At 56.1% G+C, this 17,420-nt stretch carries 16 protein-coding genes; 11 read left to right on the forward strand and 5 right to left on the reverse strand.

The window, feature by feature from the left end:
• The first annotated feature begins 22 nt into the window (after positions 1–22).
• From HZS52_RS20000 to HZS52_RS20010, 3 genes are read left to right on the forward strand one after another with little or no spacing between them, the layout of a single operon-like run.
• Positions 23–688, forward strand: a complete 666-nt coding sequence (locus tag HZS52_RS20000) for an ABC transporter ATP-binding protein (protein WP_190373464.1) — start codon at positions 23–25, stop codon at positions 686–688.
• Positions 685–3,186 (forward strand): ABC transporter permease, encoded by a 2,502-nt coding sequence (locus HZS52_RS20005; RefSeq protein WP_190373465.1) that lies wholly within the window; start codon positions 685–687, stop codon positions 3,184–3,186. Before HZS52_RS20000 ends, HZS52_RS20005 begins: the two co-directional genes overlap by 4 nt.
• Positions 3,183–4,355 carry a lipocalin-like domain-containing protein gene (locus tag HZS52_RS20010; protein WP_190373466.1) on the forward strand — a complete coding sequence of 391 codons (1,173 nt, stop codon included), beginning with the start codon at positions 3,183–3,185 and terminating at the stop codon, positions 4,353–4,355. Before HZS52_RS20005 ends, HZS52_RS20010 begins: the two co-directional genes overlap by 4 nt.
• Before the next feature lie 55 nt (positions 4,356–4,410).
• Here HZS52_RS20010 and HZS52_RS20015 read toward each other — a convergent pair whose 3' ends face one another.
• Positions 4,411–4,728 (reverse strand): c-type cytochrome, encoded by a 318-nt coding sequence (locus tag HZS52_RS20015; RefSeq protein ID WP_159176567.1) that lies wholly within the window; start codon positions 4,726–4,728, stop codon positions 4,411–4,413.
• Between the two features lie 99 nt (positions 4,729–4,827).
• Positions 4,828–6,105 (reverse strand): PQQ-dependent sugar dehydrogenase, encoded by a 1,278-nt coding sequence (locus tag HZS52_RS20020; RefSeq protein ID WP_190373467.1) that lies wholly within the window; start codon positions 6,103–6,105, stop codon positions 4,828–4,830.
• Positions 6,106–6,390: 285 nt separating this feature from the next.
• Here HZS52_RS20020 and HZS52_RS20025 point away from each other — a divergent pair, with 285 nt between their 5' ends.
• The 4 genes from HZS52_RS20025 to HZS52_RS20040 are packed head-to-tail and all read left to right on the forward strand — an operon-like array spanning position 6,391 to position 9,549.
• A complete protein-coding gene (locus tag HZS52_RS20025; protein ID WP_022524059.1) occupies positions 6,391–7,311 on the forward strand; it encodes a beta-keto acid cleavage family enzyme in 921 nt (306 codons plus the stop codon).
• A complete protein-coding gene (locus HZS52_RS20030; protein ID WP_190373468.1) occupies positions 7,308–8,261 on the forward strand; it encodes an L-carnitine dehydrogenase in 954 nt (317 codons plus the stop codon). Before HZS52_RS20025 ends, HZS52_RS20030 begins: the two co-directional genes overlap by 4 nt.
• Positions 8,261–8,716 (forward strand): thioesterase family protein, encoded by a 456-nt coding sequence (locus HZS52_RS20035; RefSeq protein ID WP_190373469.1) that lies wholly within the window; start codon positions 8,261–8,263, stop codon positions 8,714–8,716. Before HZS52_RS20030 ends, HZS52_RS20035 begins: the two co-directional genes overlap by 1 nt.
• Before the next feature lie 14 nt (positions 8,717–8,730).
• Positions 8,731–9,549 (forward strand): alpha/beta hydrolase fold domain-containing protein, encoded by an 819-nt coding sequence (locus HZS52_RS20040; RefSeq protein WP_190373470.1) that lies wholly within the window; start codon positions 8,731–8,733, stop codon positions 9,547–9,549.
• 68 nt (positions 9,550–9,617) lie between these two features.
• Here HZS52_RS20040 and HZS52_RS20045 read toward each other — a convergent pair whose 3' ends face one another.
• The 3 genes from HZS52_RS20045 to HZS52_RS20055 all read right to left on the reverse strand — a co-directional run bounded on the left by HZS52_RS20045 (position 9,618) and on the right by HZS52_RS20055 (position 12,958).
• Positions 9,618–10,601, reverse strand: coding sequence for an ABC transporter substrate-binding protein (locus HZS52_RS20045; RefSeq protein ID WP_190373471.1), 984 nt, complete (start codon positions 10,599–10,601; stop codon positions 9,618–9,620).
• Between the two features lie 97 nt (positions 10,602–10,698).
• Complete coding sequence (locus tag HZS52_RS20050; RefSeq protein ID WP_051052095.1) at positions 10,699–11,688, reverse strand: GlxA family transcriptional regulator; 990 nt, start codon at positions 11,686–11,688, stop codon at positions 10,699–10,701.
• 34 nt (positions 11,689–11,722) lie between these two features.
• On the reverse strand, positions 11,723–12,958 hold the full coding sequence (locus HZS52_RS20055; RefSeq protein ID WP_223827973.1) for a GAK system CofD-like protein: 1,236 nt from the start codon (positions 12,956–12,958) through the stop codon (positions 11,723–11,725).
• Between the two features lie 258 nt (positions 12,959–13,216).
• Here HZS52_RS20055 and HZS52_RS20060 point away from each other — a divergent pair, with 258 nt between their 5' ends.
• The 4 genes from HZS52_RS20060 to HZS52_RS20075 are packed head-to-tail and all read left to right on the forward strand — an operon-like array spanning position 13,217 to position 17,394.
• Positions 13,217–14,677, forward strand: a complete 1,461-nt coding sequence (locus tag HZS52_RS20060; protein ID WP_190373472.1) for an aminoglycoside phosphotransferase family protein — start codon at positions 13,217–13,219, stop codon at positions 14,675–14,677.
• Positions 14,670–15,596, forward strand: coding sequence for a GAK system ATP-grasp enzyme (locus tag HZS52_RS20065; RefSeq protein WP_190373473.1), 927 nt, complete (start codon positions 14,670–14,672; stop codon positions 15,594–15,596). Before HZS52_RS20060 ends, HZS52_RS20065 begins: the two co-directional genes overlap by 8 nt.
• Complete coding sequence (locus HZS52_RS20070; RefSeq protein ID WP_190373474.1) at positions 15,593–16,702, forward strand: HprK-related kinase B; 1,110 nt, start codon at positions 15,593–15,595, stop codon at positions 16,700–16,702. The genes HZS52_RS20065 and HZS52_RS20070 overlap by 4 nt, the downstream gene beginning before the upstream one ends.
• Positions 16,702–17,394 carry a histidine phosphatase family protein gene (locus HZS52_RS20075; protein WP_190373475.1) on the forward strand — a complete coding sequence of 231 codons (693 nt, stop codon included), beginning with the start codon at positions 16,702–16,704 and terminating at the stop codon, positions 17,392–17,394. The genes HZS52_RS20070 and HZS52_RS20075 overlap by 1 nt, the downstream gene beginning before the upstream one ends.
• Positions 17,395–17,420: the final 26 nt, after the last annotated feature.

Raw genomic sequence — 17,420 nt, forward strand, 5'->3', positions numbered from 1 at the left:
TTAATGGACAACAAAGGCAGCCATGCTGGAATTTCATCAGGTACATAAAACCTACACGACGCCACAAGGGCCGCTGAACGTGCTCAACGATGTCTCCCTTCGTCTCGCGGCAGGAGAAAGCCTGGCGCTAATGGGAGAATCTGGGAGCGGCAAATCCACCCTACTGCATCTTGCCGCCGGTTTAGATCTTCCCGACCAAGGAACAGTTAGCTTCGAAAACCAGAATGTCGCGTCTCTACCTGAGCCCACACGGGCCAAGCTACGCCGCGAGCAACTGGGTTTAGTCTTCCAGCAATTCCACTTGGTGCCCAGCTTAACGGTCATCGACAATCTGCGCTTACAGGCGCGCTTAGCCAATCGCGACGATGCCGACTGGACAGACCACTTAATTGAGCGGCTTGGGCTGAGTGGCATGGAAACACGTTACCCGGAGCAGCTCTCTGGTGGGCAGCAGCAGCGCTTAGCTATTGGTCGTGCTCTGGCGCCGCGCCCACCTCTGCTGCTTGCCGATGAACCCACGGGCAATTTGGATGAAACCACCGCAGGCGAAGTGCTTGAACTGCTATTGAGCCTGGTTCACGAAACTCAGTGCGCCCTGCTCATTGTCACCCACAGCCCCCAAGTGGCGGCACCGCTTGACCGTTGCCTACGCCTGACCCACGGCCGTCTACTAGACGCAGCACCATGATCCGGGTGCTATCCACGCTATTTAGCCACTACCGGCGCCACCCCGGCCAACTGATTATGCTGCTGCTCGGCCTATGGGTGGCTAGTGCCCTATGGAGTGGTATCCAAGCGATCAACGCTACCGCGCGAGACAGCTACGCCCGCGCCGATGCGCTGTTTGACACCCAGCTGGATCAACTTGAGCGGCGCGATGGCACGCCATTCAGTCGTGCCGAGTATCACGCCCTGCGCCAAGCAGGCTTGCCCGTTTCGCCCATGCTAGAGGGTGAAGTCGTTACCCAAGATGGTACCCGGCTAACCCTGATCGGCATTGACCCACTGACCCTTTCCAGCGATAACGCGCTGGCTCAAGCCAACACCTCCGCGTCGTTAAGCGACTTTCTAACGCCCCCGTGGCAAACACGCGTAGCGCCTGACGCCCTGGCAGCCCTGGAGATAGCGCGCGAAAATGCATCGGCTGCCACCCCGACCTTGGCAGATGGGAAAACACTCCCGCCGCTCGTTTTAGCGCCAGCACTACCGCCGGACACGCTGATCATGGATATTGCCGCCGCAGCGCGGTTGCTTGAAAGCGGTGACCAGCTTACGCGCATCGTGGCCGCCCCGGGGGCACTCACTGAAGCGCCACCGGGATTAACGCTCACCCGCGCCACCACGCTTGCCTCCCCTGGTCAACTGACCGAAAGCTTTCACCTGAACCTTACCGCACTGGGGCTACTTGCCTGGGTCGTGGGGCTATTCATCGTTCAAGCAGCGCTAGGCCTAGCGTTGGAGCAACGCCTGGGCATGCTGCGCACCCTGCGAGTGCTGGGTGTATCAGGGCGCAGTTTAGTGCTAGCGCTCAGCTTAGAGCTGCTCCTGCTCGGCCTAATCGGAGCGCTTGCCGGTATTGCCAGCGGCGTATGGCTGGCACGTTTGTTACTGCCCGATGTCGCGGCAACCCTGGGCTCACTTTATGGCGCAGGCATCGGGCAAGAGCTCAACCTGCCCTGGCATTACTGGGTCGGTGGGCTGGCGGTTAGCCTTGGCGGACTACTGCTGGCAGGCAGCGGCGTGCTATGGCGCGCGGCCCGCTTAAACATGTTGGAGTTAGGTCAGATGCAGGCCTGGCGTAGCGGTTACCGCCGCCAATTATCGCTAATGAGCATCGGCGGCGCTTTCGCGATGGGCGTTGCGCTAGCATTGTATGTTTGGCTTCGCTTTCAGCCCCCTGGCGATGGATTAGTGACAGGCTTTACGCTGGTAGCGGCGTTACTTCTGGCTAGCGCCCTGTGGCTGCCGCCCTTTTTAGCACTGCTACTAAAAGCGCTGACGTACCTCGCCCGGCGGCGCCCACTTATTCACTGGGCACTGGCGGATATGCAGCTTCAGCTACCTAGGCTGTCACTGGCCATGATGGCACTACTTATCGCCCTGGCGACCAATCTGGGGGTCGGTAGCATGGTCGGCGGCTTTCGCCTTACGTTTTTAGACTGGCTCGATCAGCGCTTGGTCGCCCCGCTCTACTTGAATGCCCCCGCCGAGCAATATGCGGATATTGATGCTTGGCTGGCTGATCGCCCAGAGGTCTTCGAGCGCCTGCTCACACGGCGCAGCGATGCAACACTACAGGCCGCTACAACGCCGGAAGGTAGCCGCTCTTTAGGCACGCCTATCGAGCTTTACGGCATTACCCCTGGCGAATCACTCACTCCGCACTGGCCGCTGCTGGCAACCCAACAAGACCGCTCATCCGCCTGGGTAGCCTTTAGTGATGGCGCGATTTTTATTAACGAGCAACTTGCCACTGCAGAGAACCTCTCCCCCGGTGATCGCCTGACGCTGAACGCGCCTGGCGCCAATGAAACGCTGACCATCGCCGCTATTTATCCCGACTACGGCAACCCCAGCGGGCAGGTGCTAATGGCATCGCCCCAGCTAGCCGCGCGTTTTGATGCGCCGCCTAGCTCCATAGGGTTAGTGCTGAGTGACGATGCCAATGTTGATGCCCTGCGTACTGCCCTGCTCGAACGCTTTGACCTCGGTAGCGATGCGCTGAGCGATCAACGCGAGATCAAGCGTATTGCCACCGAGATTTTTGAGCGTACCTTTACCATTACCCGCGCGCTCAATGCATTAACCCTAGCGGTAGCGGCACTAGCGCTGCTCGCCAGCCTGCTGACCCAGGCACGCAGCCGACGCCAACAGTTAGCGCCGCTATGGGCGCTGGGCGTTCCCCGAGCACAGCTGGCACAATTAAATCTGGCACAACTGAGCGGTGCCGCATTAGCCACCGGCCTGCTGGCCATTCCACTGGGTATCGCGATTACCTGGGGATTAGTGGCGATTATTAATGTGGCCGCCTTCGGCTGGCGACTACCGCTCTATCTATTTCCTGGGGAAATGGCCGTTACTCTGGCCACCGCCGTTGGTGTGGCACTCCTGGCAGCAGCCCTGCCCACGCTGCGTTTCTGGCGCGCCTCACCGCGGGCCTTACTAGCAGAAGAGGCCAATCAATGAGCTTAAGGCTTCGACTAACCTTGCGTCTTCTACTGATAGCCACTGTGGCGCTGACACTTTTCGGCTGTAGCGAAGAGAATCAAACCGAAACCAACAGCACAGGCTTTGCCGGTTTAGAACAAGACGCCGATGGTTTTAGGCATGCCGAGCCTAATCAGCCGCTCAGTTTTCCACAAGAGCACGCCGCCCACCCGGACTACCGCATTGAATGGTGGTATATCACCGCCAACCTTGAAGATACCGCAGGAGAGCCCGTCGGCCTGCAGTGGACGCTATTTCGCCAGGCGCTGATGCCACCCAGCGAACGCCCCGCGCCTACTCCTTGGGCAGCCGATCAACTGTGGATGGCCCATATGGCGATCTCCCAGGGCAAGCAACACCAGGTGGCCGAACGTTTCGGGCGCAGCCATTCACAGGCCTCATTGAACACTCCCCAGGACAGCCAAGCAGGCGTAATGATTAGCCCCTTTCATGCCTGGCTGGATGACTGGCAGCTTAAAGCTAACGAAGAAGCCGATAGCAGCGATTTTAATCACCTTACACTAACCGCCTACAGCGGCGAGGGTGCATCGCGTTTTGGCTACCGTTTAGAACTGACTGCAGAGGGGCCGCTGGTGCTTCACGGCGAACAGGGTTTTAGCCAGAAAGCCGCCAATGGCCAGGGCTCCATGTACTACAGTCAGCCCTTCTGGCGGATAAACGGCGAAGTCACCATTAACGGCGAGACAAAAACCGTTAGCGGACGCGGCTGGCTGGATCGTGAGTGGAGCAGCCAACTGCTTGATGCCCGCCAATCAGGCTGGGACTGGTTCTCGATTCACCTTAATGACGGCCACAAGCTGATGGCGTTTCAACTACGTGGTGGCTCCGCTCAAAACGCCGACTACCGCTCCGGCACCTGGATTACTCCCCAAGGCGACGCCACCCCCTTAGCATCAGATGACATTACCCTAACGCCGCTGGCAACGTCGGCTGTCGCCGGTCGCAATGTGCCCACCCAATGGCGGCTGGAAATACCGTCAGTAGGGATCGACATCAACATCGAAGCGCCCCACGCCAACCGCTGGATGACCACCAGCGTGCCCTACTGGGAAGGTGAAGTGGTGGTCAACGACCGCGCCAGCGGCGAACCGCTTGGCGAGGGTTATTTGGAAATGACAGGGTATTAACAAATTAATGGCGAATTGTTTCGATAATACACAGGGGCTAATACAAAGGGCTGAGTCACTCAGCCTTATCTGCGATGTAAGCGGCGAGGTTGGCGATATCATCGTCGGACAAATCAGTGGCGTTGGGGATCATCAGAAAGGAGTTTGACCCCACCTTTTCACCGGCCCGATACGTTTCAAGGCGAGAAGTAATATACTCCGCGTCCCGACCACTAAGCGATGGAAAGCTAGCCATCCCTTGTGCATTTGGGCCGTGACACTGGGCGCAGGCGTCCGCATAGAGTGTTTCTCCCGTCGACTTATCTGCCGCCTGCAAAGTAGCCGACCCCATTAGCAGCGCCGTCGCAATAACGCAAAACAGTGATACCTTCATAGTGACCTTTTCCCATTGGAGTGATCTTGATCAAAAAGCTTAAGACGGCTTGAAGACAGCGCAGCCGCACAGGCATACGCCAGCGCGGCTGCCAATAGCTCACTCCGGTGTGATGCGGTAAATACTGCCTTCATCAACTGCCGTATAAAGATCACCATCAGGGCCCAGCACTATCGACCGGAAACGAGCCGCCCCCATGGGCAACGGCATTTCGGCAACGTCATTGACCGAAAGACCATCCTCTGCAATATCAATCAGGTTAATGCGCTGTCCTACCGGGGTGCCTCCAAAACCGATGCCCATAAAACCCACAATCAGACGGCCATCCCAGTCGCCCCACTGCTCACCGGTCAGAAACTCGGCAGAAGAGATGCCCTGAGAAAGCCCATCATTTTTCCAGGCAGGCTGCATAGCGTCAGGGTAGGTTTCGGTGTCGGTCACCGGCATATAGGCCGCACGCTCTTTGGGATCCATCCCCTCGGTCTGATTAGGCTCATAACCGCAGTAATCATCTGGGCAATCGCCGCGGCCAGCCATATTGGGTTTCGGATCCCAGCCGCTGTTACCACCATTGACCAGCGCATTGATCTCATCCGAATGCCAGGGGCCGTGTTCCGTTACGATTGGCTGGCCGGTGTTCGGATGGAAGGTAATGCCCTGTACGTTGCGATGACCATAGGTATAAATCCGCGGATCAAAGCCCTCAGGCGGTTCGTTACCCTCGGCAGCCTCGCCATCCCGGTCAATGCGCAGAACTTTGCCCCCTAGCAGCTCCGGAGACTGAGGAATCTCGCTGTTATGGTTATCGCCGGTGGTCACGTAGAGGTAACCGTCCTCCGGGCTGAAGCGGATACGTCCGCCATTATGGGCGCCAGCATCGCCGAACGGATGGTCGGTGGCGGCAGGCTTGTACGGAATATCCTCGACAATGTCGGTACGATCCGATACCTCATTAAACTCACTGTTTACCGTCATGCGCAGCACACGATTGGTGCGTGGCTCAGACATGTTAGAAGCAGAGTAAACGTAGACTGTCCGGTTTTCGTCAAAATCGGGGTCGACCGCCACACCGTTCATCCCCGCCTGCCCCTCGCAGACAAGATCATCGGCGGTGGTGGCATACTCGTCCGTGCCTTCCATGCCTAGCAGGTGCTCTACCTCACCATCGGGTAGCCGTACCGACAGCCCTCGACAACGTTCGGTGTAAAACATCGTCCCATCAGGCAGAAAGGCCATATCCCACGGGTTTTCAAGACCGGTTAACACCTCAGTCTGGCTGAGTTCAGGCTCATTGGCAGTCGCAACAGCGGGTAAGCCGATGATCACCGCAGAAGCGATGAACGTAGATAGCGGCCGCAGAACGGGTTTATAGGACATTGAAGGCACTCCTTCATAACGTTGTTTGTACTTGTTATCAGCTTTGCTATGGGCTTATTTAGTTTAGATCGGCAGCCATGGCGGTCAATATTTCCCGCTAACCAAGTTTCTAATCAGCACATTTCAAAGTGAGTAATCCCCATCGTTAGGAATGAGATGGAGTAGATTAATTAACGAAGCTCAAAAATCGCATCTTATGTATAGCGAATGTCGCTTTATGACAACTAATGTCTGCACACGGCGACACACTAGTAAGCGAATAAACTGCTGACTAGAGAGCACGCCATGAACCGCAATGTCATTCTTACCTGTGCCGTGACGGGCGCGGGAGATACCACCGCAAAAAACCCCAATGTGCCTGTTACACCCAAGGCCATTGCAGCTTCCTGCATTGAAGCGGCGCATGCCGGGGCCAGCATCGCGCATATCCATGTTCGCGACCCGGAGACCGGCGGCATCAGCCACTCTACTGAGCAGTTCCGCGAAGTGATGGAGCGCGTACGCGAGGCCGATGTGGATATTGTGATGAACATCACCGCTGGTGGCGGCGGCGACTGGATACCCGATGCCACCGACCCAACGCGCGGCGGCCCAGGAACCGATATCCAAACACCCGCCGAGCGTCACGCCCCGGTCGGCGAGCTGCTTCCCGAGCTGTGTACGCTGGACTGCGGCAGCCTCAATTTTGGCGATATGGTCTACGTAAACCCCGCAGACTGGCTGCGTGAACACGCCCGCCTAGTTCAGGCCGCAGGCGTTAAGCCGGAGCTGGAGTGCTTTGATCTGGGCCACGTCTGGTTTGCCCGCCAGCTTCAGCAAGAGGGCTTGATTGATGGCGACCCGCTCTATCAGCTCTGTCTGGGTATTCCCTGGGGTGCTGAAGCGGACACTGAAACGATGCTGGCCATGCGCAACAAACTCCCTGCCAACGCTAACTGGGCCGCTTTTGGCATTGGCCGCCATCAAATGCCCATGGTCGCCCAGGCGGTGCTGCTGGGGGGCCACGCCCGGGTTGGTTTGGAAGATAACCTGTTTTTAGAGAAAGGCGTGTTGGCCAATAACGGCCAACTGGTCGAAAAAGCCTCGACCATTATTGAGAACCTCGGCGCCCGTGTAATGACGCCTGCAGAAACCCGCGTTCATCTCAAACTACGCGACCCGATGACCGGACGTATCATGGGTAACGCAGTCGGAGGTGATGTATGAGCCGCTTAGCTGTTATTGGTACCGGCGTGATTGGCAACGGCTGGATTGCCCGCGCCCTTGCTCAAGGCTGGGACGTCGTCGCCTTCGATCCAGATCCCAAGGCGCCAGCGCGTACCCAATCGTTTATCGACAATGCCTGGCCCTCGTTAACCCAGCTCGGTTTAGCACCCGATGCTAGCCCTGAGCGGTTAACCTTTGCGGATACGATTAAAAAAGCCGTGGATGGCGCTGACCTGATTCAGGAAAACGTGCCCGAGCGCCTACCGCTAAAACAAGAGATTTTAGCCGCGATTGACGCTGCTGCCTCACCGGACATCATTATTGGCTCGTCTACCTCCGGCTTTAAACCCACCGACCTGCAGCAGCAGTGCCAACAAGCGCCTGGGCGCGTGATCGTCGCTCACCCCTTCAACCCGGTGTATTTACTGCCATTGGTCGAGCTTGTTGGCGGTAAGGCCACCCGGCTCACACAGATCGCCAGCGCCCAAGGGTTGTATCAGGCGCTCGCCATGCGCCCACTGGTGGTTCGCCGTGAAATTGAGGGCCACATCGCCGACCGCTTAATGGAGGCGCTGTGGCGGGAAGCCCTGCATCTGGTTAACGATGGCGTAGCGACCACCGAAGAGATCGATGCCGCCGTGGTTTACGGCTGTGGACTCCGCTGGCCGTTAATGGGCACGTTCTTAACCTTCCACCTAGCGGGCGGCGAGCCAGGCATGCGCCATATGCTGGAGCAGTTTGGCCCAGCGCTTAAACTGCCCTGGACCAAGCTGGAGGCCCCGGAACTCACCGATGAACTGATTGATAAAGTCGTCGAGGGCTGTGAGCATCAAGCGGCAGGACGATCAGTGGCCACCCTTGACCGGCGCCGGGATGACTTTTTAGTCGAGCTGCTCGAGGTGGTGCAAAAATATTGGCCGGAAGCCGAAGGCTTACAGGGGCGCATTTAATGATTATTTATGAAACCCACGTCGCTCCCGAGTGGGTCGACTACAACGGGCATATGAACGACGCGGAGTACGCCCGCGTCTTCTCTCTGGCCTGCGAGGCGCTTATCGACACCATTGGGTTGGATGAGGCGGGCCGAGAACACTATGGCTACACGATCTATACTCTGGAAACGCACCTCTGCTACCGCCGCGAGGCACACCAGGGCCAAGCCCTGAACGTCAGCCTGACGCTACTGGATAGCGATACAAAGCGCCTGCACGTCTTTTTCACCCTGTTCGATGACGAAGGCAACCTGATAGCGACCAGCGAACAGATGTTGATGGGCATGAAACAAGCCTCTGGGCGTCCAAGCCCGTTTCCAGAAGCGGTCGCAAATCGCGTGACAGAACTACCTCAAGCCCATAAAGACGCTTGGCCCGAGCTTGCTGGCCGCACCATTGGTATTCGGCGCTAAGGGTTACAGTAGCGATGAACGTGGACGACTTCATTCAGCGCTTTAGCGCCGGGCTGGCCGTGATGGAGGATCTGCCATTGCCACAGGCGCGGCGCGCCTACGACAAGCTTTGCCGAACGTTCTCCCCACCTAACCCGGCGGGAATGCGGATCGAAAATAGCGTTGTGGATGGTGTTAGCGTGCGCCGTTTTACTCCCCAGCAGCAAACGTCCGGCTGCGTGCTGTTTATCCATGGCGGCGGTTTTACCATCGGCTCAGCGGAGAGCCACCATGGCCCCGCCGCCAGCCTAGCCCAGATGCTTGAGCGTGAAGTGGTAAGCGTTAACTATCGGCTGGCACCAGAGGTAGATTACCCCACCATGTTGGCAGACTGCCGTACGGTGTTAGAAGCGATTTATCCTGTTGCGCTGGTGGGTGACAGCGCGGGCGGACGAATAGCCATTGACCTTGCCCATCAGCAGAATGAAGCGCCGCCGCTAGGATTGATCTACCCAACCGTTGGCGCGCTTTCCCTTGAATGCTTGGGAGAAGATGCGCCGCTACTTTCACGGGATGATGTACTCGACATTCGTCAACAGTGTCCTGACATCATTGCTACCCAGCGTGATCGCCGCCCTCCTGCCGCAAGCATTGAAATGCTGACCGTGGAGAGGGATCCACTGACACTCCCCATCGAAGCCGCAATAGCCAATTGGCGTGAGGAAGGTGCCTCGATAGGCTATCGCTGCGCCCCGAACATGGTTCATGCCGCCCTTCACGCCCACGCGCTGCTACCCGATATGAGTGCGGCTTGGCAGGACTTTTGCCAACAACTAAAACAGCGCCTTAATTAGGCGCTGTTTGGCGTTAATCGCAGCTTAGGCTTTACGAATCGTGTGATTAAGAGCCGTGCTATTAACTATTAAGAGCTAAATTGGGCCCGCACCTGCTCAATGGCGGATTCCCCATCGCGGGTTTCAACACCCTCCAGCCACTCGGCAACGGTATCCAGGTTGTTGCCAATCCACTCATTAGCCACTTCATCCGCCGGGCGCTCTTCGTAGCTGTACTCGTGCACCCAGTCATTCTGATCTTCGATATCGACCACGTACTGCGACAGGAAGCGGTGAACCTCAGGTGCTTCGTCCGCCAGGCTGGCAGGCGTAATCGTCCATACCGTGCTTTCAATGGAGGCCACACCTGCATCATCGCTATCGGCTAAATAGGCCAGATCGAAGCTCACGTTCATCCAGTGAGGCTCCCAGCCGACAAAGGTCACCCACTCTTCATCAGCCATTTTTTGCTCAGCCTGGGCCAGCATGGCCGAAGTCGAGCTTTCGCGGAGCTGCCAATCGTCCAGCCCCGCAAGATCATTATCGATGGCATTGAGAATCGCATCGTTAATACCGGTGCCCGCTTCAATCCCCTGAATTTCACCATCGAAGCGGTCGTGATGCTCTGCCAGCTCAGCCACCGTGGTGACGCCTGCATCGTAAACATACTGGGGAACCACTAGCCCGGAATTGGCGCCGCGGATATTGGAAACCACTTTTTCGACTTTACCGTCGGCCACCAGGGGCTCGACCATATCAGTCTGAACGGGATACCAGCCGCCTAGATAGATTTCCAAGTCGTTTCGCGTTAAGCCTTCGAGGATAACGCTCACGGCTAAATCTTGCTGTCGGGTCTCGTACCCCATGGTCTCAAGCAGCTGGGCCGCCACTTCGGACTTTACCGTCACCCCTGGCCACGGCGGCACCCCAAAGCGCAGTTCATCAAGCTCTGCCATGGCGGGTGTGGCAGCAAACGCAGCGAGTAAAAAGCCCGCTGTCAACGACAGCGTCTTAGTAGTGGTAGGGCTGGTAGTGGCAGAGCTAGTGGTGGCGAAGCTAGTTGTGACCGACATTTGGCTATACCTCTTTATTAGTTGGGTTTAGCTAGTATGCGCGGCTACTCTCCTATCACTAGACACTAAGCGACGCTTATCAGACATTAAGCGACACTCATTGCGCTTTAAAGGCCTTCTCCGCTATGGCAGAACGCACCTGCCGAGGCGAGTAGCCGTAATGCGCACGAAACGTACGCGCAAAGCTCGACGACGAACTAAACCCACAGGCCACGCCCACTTCTAATACCGCTAAGTCAGTCTCGGCCAGCAGCCGCCGGGCGCGCTTAACACGCAGCTGCAAATACCATTGACGCGGGGTCACGTTTAGCTCCTGCTCAAACAGACGCTGCAACTGGCGCACCGATACCTCTACCTGGCTGGCTATCTCGTCAAGGGGGAGCGGTTCTTCCAGGTTCTGCTCCATCAGCGCAACCGCCTCCACAACACGCCGGTTATGCGTGCCTAAGCGCTTCACCAACGCCATGCGCTGCTGATCGCTGCGGGTGCGAATTCGGTCATGGATCAGTTGCTCGGAGACATCGATAGCCAACTTTGCGCCATGCCGCCGGGCAATCACTTCCAGCGCCATATCCATCGCCGCTGCCCCACCCGCACAGGAGAAGCGCCGCTCGCCCAACTCGTAAAGCTCATCGGTAGTGTCAATACCCGGAAAACGCTCACGAAACGCGGGCAGACTCTCCCAGTGCAGTGCCACCCGCTCGTGCTTTAACAACCCGGTGGCGGCGAGCAAAAATGCCCCCGTATCGATGCCCCCCAAACAGCAACCGGCCTGATCCAACTGATGAAGCCAGGCCATTAACGGCCGGGTAAGATGCGCCTCGGGGGTAAAACCGCTGCATACCGCCAGCGAGGGCAAATGGTGAACATCCGCCGTTGCGTGATCCACCATCAAGGTCATACCGTTCGACGCCGTCACCGGCCCACCATCAGCGCTAATCAACGTCCAGTCGAACAGCGGTCGATGGGCAATGCGGTTGGCAATTCGCAGCGGCTCCACCGCTGCAAAGAAGGCCATCATCGAATACTGCGGCAGTAGCAAAAACCCCACCATTTCAGGCAGCGGGCCCTGGTAACTAAGACGCATAGCAATGCCCAAGGTCATTTAGAGTATATCGGTGTCAGGTCAACCCAAGCAGCGCTTCAGCCAGCTTAACGTCATCGTAACGTTGGGTATCAGCATTCTCCGGCGCAAGGTCTAGATCAATAATTTGAATACCCATTTCATCGCGTAGCGTCTCAATCTGATCAGCCGAAACACTCAGAAGCTGCGAATCAAACAGTAAAAAATCGATTGAAGACCGCTTAGACGATAAGGGTTCGAGTGTGCCAGACAAATGCTCATTGAGCACTTGCACCTGATCCACCAACGTCATGCCAAGCGTTTCAAGATCAGTGCCCAGGCTGGGCACATACACTTTGGGTGACGGGTTTTTAGCCAATGCCTTATCAACCCCCTTGGGCAGCAGGTTGGCAATGACACTGCTATAAAAACTGCCCGGCGGGAAAACCAACAGCTCTGCCGAATCAATGAGCTTACGGGTCTCTTTACATACTTTGGAGGCATCCAAGGTATCGATATCGTCCGCCTCGCCTGATAATTTTATCGCTCTGATAGGCGAATCGATTTGAGCCGTCTCTTTGCCGGTAAAGCAGTGTTGGCCAATAATCGTTCGACCGCTCTCTAACAATACCTCCAGTTGAAGGTTGGCATCCGTCGTTGTCCGAACGGTGCCGCGGGTCTTGATCAGTTGGCCAAAGAGAAAGGCGATCGGATCCAGGGAGCGATCATGAATCAGATAGCCGCCGGTCAAGATGAGGTTCCCGACACTGGCTCCAGCGAGGTTAAAATTATTGGGCATATGTTTGTAGAATACGGCGATATAGCTCTGGATCAGTGACCGCATGGGCTCAGCAATTGCCTTGAGCAGCGGGTGCTTAGCACTGACAAGGGCCTGCAGGCTTTGCTCAAGTGCTGCCTTTGCCGCCGCGTCTTCCAACCCCTGTGCTACTAGCCGATGTGAAAAAAGCGCAGCCACCTCAGGGTGCCCGGTGACTGAATCATCAGCCAGAACAAGCAGGCGTGCCCTTAGGTCGCCCACCGCAGGCATCGCGAAGGCCCGGCGTAACTCTGCCGAGCTGCCTCCTGAATCAAAAGGGGTAACCAGATGAATAGAGTTATGGGTATAGTCCGTCAACACCTCAGAAAAATGTCTCAGTGCCGTACCGCCACTAAAGAAGAGTATTTTCGGCCCTAGCTCGGGGGCTTTTCGGTATCTGGCCAGACGCAGATCCCGCCCCTTGCCAATCTCACGGGGCAGACACATTCGGGTACCGATAAAACGTCTTTTTTTCATACAACTCTTTGAACTGTAAGAAACATGTAACGTAAAAGATGGCACTGTTACTTATACTGTTGACTCTCAGAAGCAGTAACCACCTAAGCGCACGTTATCTTGGTGAGGCAGCGTATCAATACGTCGATTTTGGAGCATTTCTATTTTCTACGATTCGAAGTTGAAAATCACTTCGAGTTAGTTGAAGTTTATGTGACTCAGCCAAGTGAATCCGTTTCTCGGCGCCTGATCAATCGCACAGGCTATAGGAACACGCTGGTGGAGAAAGTTGAGCTCGCCGTCGCCATGGATGTGCAGCGACGCAAAGTCGATGGGCAGGGTTTTCAACAATCCAAATCCCTTGAGCGCTTAGCCCGACTACTTGACCAGTTAGGCCAATCCTGCCTTGAATTCACCGCCATCAAGGCCCTAAAGCAGCTTCCCGATAAATCGCGAAAAGAGTACGCCAAGCTCATTCGACTGGTGGGTAAATCATTGAAGCTGGTGATCATTAATATCGATGATGCAAACACTCGCCAAGGCCTGAAAATTGGACGCCGAATTCCCAAAATAACCGCCCGCTTAACCACTGCTTTTGAGCAGGACGCTTCAGGCATGCGTAACAGCGCCGTGGTGGATTTTCAGCTTAACCGTATGATCCATCTGCTTTCGGAGCTTGCCGACGCCCTACTCGCCGCCAACTTCGGCCCTGCCGTACGCTTGCAAAACTACAAGCAACTGAAAAATGCCGCCCACGCGATGACCGCCCAGAATGACGACTTTACCGTTGAGCGGCTGGCGCTTACCCGCAGCGGCAGCACCATTGCCACACTGAGAGCCGAGCACGCCACCTCTGGCAAGATGATGGCAGTCTACAAAGAGGGTGAAAGCCAGAAAGTCATTGAAGAACTTTACGGGGTAGATCAATGGAAACGGGTCTATCCGAAGGTGGCTCCAACGGTTCTCTCGCACCATGTCGAGCAGGGGGATGAGCTGGGTTCAATGGTGATCGAACACCTTCCCGGCCGAACGCTTGAGTCACTACTGTTAAACGACCAGTGGAAATCCGCCAAGCAACTTGCCCACACACTCCAACGGACGTTGAGAAAGATCTGGAAGACATCACGTACTAACGAGCCGGCTCAACCCGAGTATATGCAGCAGTTGCGTAAACGCATGCCCGAAACCCGCCACACGCACCCGACACTGTTTCATACACACCAAACCATTTGCGGACTGCCCCGCCCCAGTTTTGATGAGTTGATCGATCGCGTAGAGTCCCTAGAGCGTCAGCTTAGGGCGCCATTTTCCGTGCTGATCCACGGCGACTTTAACGTCGACAACCTCATCTATGACGAACTCAAAAATCGCATCTACTTTATCGACCTGCACCGCGCTTCCTATTCTGATTATGTTCAGGATTTATCTGTTCTGATGGCGTCAATTTATCGGCTGCCCATTATGGATGCGGCCCCTAGAGCCGAACTAATGGGATTGATCAGACAGCTCTATCAGTTTGCACGCCGGTTCGCCAAAGAGAATAACGATGTAAGCTTTGATGCGCGGCTAGCCATCGCGCTAGGGCGTTCCTTTGCCACCTCTACGCGCTTTATTTACGACAACCGTTTTGCCAACCGACTCGCCCTTAGAGCGAGCTACCTGCTAGAGGCCATAACACTTCTACCCCCTGAGAAAATAGAGAAGTACAGGCTTCCCCTAGAGGATATTTTTAGTGATTAATAAGCGAATTGCGGTCATTGGGATACCTGGCAAATGGTCAACCGAGGTATTGGCGAATCATTTGGAACAGCGCACCGGCTACCGCTGCGTCGTCGATATGGCTGACGTAGTGCTGGAACTTGAAACCGGCGAGTTGCGTTATCGAGACACCCTGCTCAACACGCTTGACGGGGTGATCATCAAAAAAATAAGCGAAACCTACTCCCCTGCCGCCGACGACCGACTGCGCATGCTCAAAACCCTTGAAGCGGACGGGGTGCGCTGTTTCAGCTCGCCAAGCCAGGTGGGGCGCCTAATTAATCGTCTTGAGGGCACCGCCGCCCTGGCATCCGGCGGTATCCCACTGCCCGCCACACGAGTAACCGAGAGCACTGATGCGGCGCTGGAGGCGGTCCAGGCGTTCGGAAAGGCGATCCTAAAACCGCTCTACTCGACCAAAGCCCGCGGCATGGTGGTGTTAAAAGCGGCAGATGGTGTTAAAGCCAATACCCAAATACTGAATAAATTTAAGGCTAAGCATGGCCTTTTTTACCTTCAGAAGTTCGTCAACCTGGGCGGCCAGGATCTTGGCATGGTATTTCTAGGCGGCAAGTACCTGTGCACCTATGCCCGTGTTGGCGATGACAAGTCGTGGAATACAACGATACACAGCGGGGGCAAATATCGAACCTTCGATGCAAGCCCTGAGCTGATTGAGCTTGGCCTAAAAGCCCAGTCATGCTTCGACCTAAGCTTTACCACTGTAGACATTGCATTGACTGATGAAGGGCCCGTGGTCTTTGAGGTCTCGGCCTTTGGCGGATTTAGCGGCGCGAAAAAAGGCTGTGGTATCGATGCTGCTGAGAAGCTGTGTGATTATGTGCTTAGCCAGCTTGAGGTAGAGACAGCAGAGACAGAGACAACAGAGGCAGGTGAATGATCAACCTTTTTGATAATCAACAAATCAATCAGGCAAAGGCCGCCTGCACCTATGCGTTACCGCTGACGTTCAATGGTTTAACAATTCGCGTGCTGGCCGACCACCCAGCCATTCTTGACCATCTTGAGGTTTACTATGCTGGTTTAACGGCGTCTGGTTTGCTCCCGAAAGAAGTCCATACCCTTGACCAGCCAGAACTACCGGTATGGCTGTTGGATCAGCAAGCGGATACCAGCGGCCGCGAGTGGACAGCGGTAACACGGGCCAAAACCAGCGCTCTGGGGCTGAAAGAGGCCTACGTGGATACGCCTCAAGGGCGCTGGATTCATAAAGTACGCACGGGGATGGTGCTGTTCCAATCGTTAACGGCGCCAGCTGCGATTGGCGAGTTAAACAAGCACTCATCGCAAGTCATCAACTTTATTAACAACCAGTTTCTCAATCACCATCAGCGCCATGGTTACCTGCTCGGCCACGCCTCGGCCTTTGATATCGATGGAAACGTTACGGCCATTGCCGCCAGCTCCGGTGGTGGTAAATCGACGCTAATGCTGAAAGCGCTGGAAACCGCAAAGGCGCGCTTTCTCTCCAATGACCGGATTCTGTTTAAGCCCGAAAACGACCAGGTAAGCGTTCTCGGTGTCGCCAAGCACCCCCGCGTTAACCCAGGCACGCTGATCAACTCCCCGCGTTTGAGCGACATATTGCCTACTGAAGAGCGCGACCGATTTACCGACATGCCCAAAAGCCAGCTATGGGATATTGAGCAGAAGTACGATGTGTTGATTCCTAACGCCTATGGCGAGGGTAAAACCGCTCTCTCCGGCACGCTCAAACACCTGATACTGCTGGACTGGGCATTAGACGCTACCGCCCCGACAGCCCTGAGTAGCGTGGATAGCACCCAAACACCTGAGGCGCTTGAGGGCTTACGCAAAAGCCCAGGGCCATTTTTTCAGCACGTGGATGGCCACTTTCCCACCGAGCAAGCCCAATCTGCCAAGATCTATGCCGAACATCTAGCGAGCGTTGAAGTGCTGCGCCTCACCGGTACCATCGATTTTGAGCGTGCCATTGCGCTGCTCCAAGCCAAAGGTATTCTCTGATGGTGGCACTGGCGCTGATTCGGCACGGTGAATATTCACAACTGGCGGATACACCCAGCGCCCTGCAGCCCTACCCGCTCACGGAAAAGGGTGCGGAGGACGTTCGAGAGCAGGCGCGGCGATTCGGCGCGTGGCTAACTACTTCAGGCTATCAGCTCAATGCGGAGATACACTGCTCGACGCTGCTAAGAGCCTGGCAAACGGCCGAAATCTTCCGCGAAGAGCTAACGCCGCTGTTTGCGGAGCCACCCCGTTCGCGCAGCTTTTCGGCCCTTTGTGAACGCAGCGTTGGGGCGCTGGCCAATCTGAGCATTCAAGAAATAGAACGGATCGTCACCCTCGACCCTCGCCTTGAGCCCTTACCTAAGGGCTGGAAATCAGCCAGCGATTTCAGGCTGCCCTTCGACGGCGCGGAATCCCTGTTGGAGGCAGGCGCAAGGGTCGCTGCACATTTACAAGCACTTTTAGATATACCGCCGCGACTTGAGGGGGCTAAACGACTACAGCTGGTAGTGGGCCACGGCGCCTCTATTCGCCACGCGGGCTATCATTTAAATGTCATACCCTTCAGCGATATTAAACGGTTAAGTATGTTTCATGGTCATCCGGTCGTTTTCGAGCGGCATAACCAAGGCTGGCACCGACTGTACGGAAACTGGAAACAGCGCCAGCCAGCAGACCCTCTCGATTAGACGATAGCGATGAATAAGATGGCTTC

The organism is Vreelandella titanicae, from assembly GCF_014697095.1.
GTDB classification, from domain to species: Bacteria; Pseudomonadota; Gammaproteobacteria; order Pseudomonadales; family Halomonadaceae; genus Vreelandella; species Vreelandella titanicae.

Coding starts and splice junctions, on each gene's coding strand:
- HZS52_RS20050 (WP_051052095.1), bottom strand. CDS start 11,688: ATGCGTCTTAGTTACCAGGGCCCGCTGCCTGAAATGGTGGGGTTTTTG.
- HZS52_RS20070 (WP_190373474.1), top strand. CDS start 15,593: ATGATCAACCTTTTTGATAATCAACAAATCAATCAGGCAAAGGCCGCC.
- HZS52_RS20040 (WP_190373470.1), top strand. CDS start 8,731: ATGAACGTGGACGACTTCATTCAGCGCTTTAGCGCCGGGCTGGCCGTG.
- HZS52_RS20000 (WP_190373464.1), top strand. CDS start 23: ATGCTGGAATTTCATCAGGTACATAAAACCTACACGACGCCACAAGGG.
- HZS52_RS20005 (WP_190373465.1), top strand. CDS start 685: ATGATCCGGGTGCTATCCACGCTATTTAGCCACTACCGGCGCCACCCC.
- HZS52_RS20020 (WP_190373467.1), bottom strand. CDS start 6,105: ATGTCCTATAAACCCGTTCTGCGGCCGCTATCTACGTTCATCGCTTCT.
- HZS52_RS20075 (WP_190373475.1), top strand. CDS start 16,702: ATGGTGGCACTGGCGCTGATTCGGCACGGTGAATATTCACAACTGGCG.
- HZS52_RS20025 (WP_022524059.1), top strand. CDS start 6,391: ATGAACCGCAATGTCATTCTTACCTGTGCCGTGACGGGCGCGGGAGAT.
- HZS52_RS20035 (WP_190373469.1), top strand. CDS start 8,261: ATGATTATTTATGAAACCCACGTCGCTCCCGAGTGGGTCGACTACAAC.
- HZS52_RS20045 (WP_190373471.1), bottom strand. CDS start 10,601: ATGTCGGTCACAACTAGCTTCGCCACCACTAGCTCTGCCACTACCAGC.
- HZS52_RS20030 (WP_190373468.1), top strand. CDS start 7,308: ATGAGCCGCTTAGCTGTTATTGGTACCGGCGTGATTGGCAACGGCTGG.
- HZS52_RS20055 (WP_223827973.1), bottom strand. CDS start 12,958: ATGAAAAAAAGACGTTTTATCGGTACCCGAATGTGTCTGCCCCGTGAG.
- HZS52_RS20010 (WP_190373466.1), top strand. CDS start 3,183: ATGAGCTTAAGGCTTCGACTAACCTTGCGTCTTCTACTGATAGCCACT.
- HZS52_RS20015 (WP_159176567.1), bottom strand. CDS start 4,728: ATGAAGGTATCACTGTTTTGCGTTATTGCGACGGCGCTGCTAATGGGG.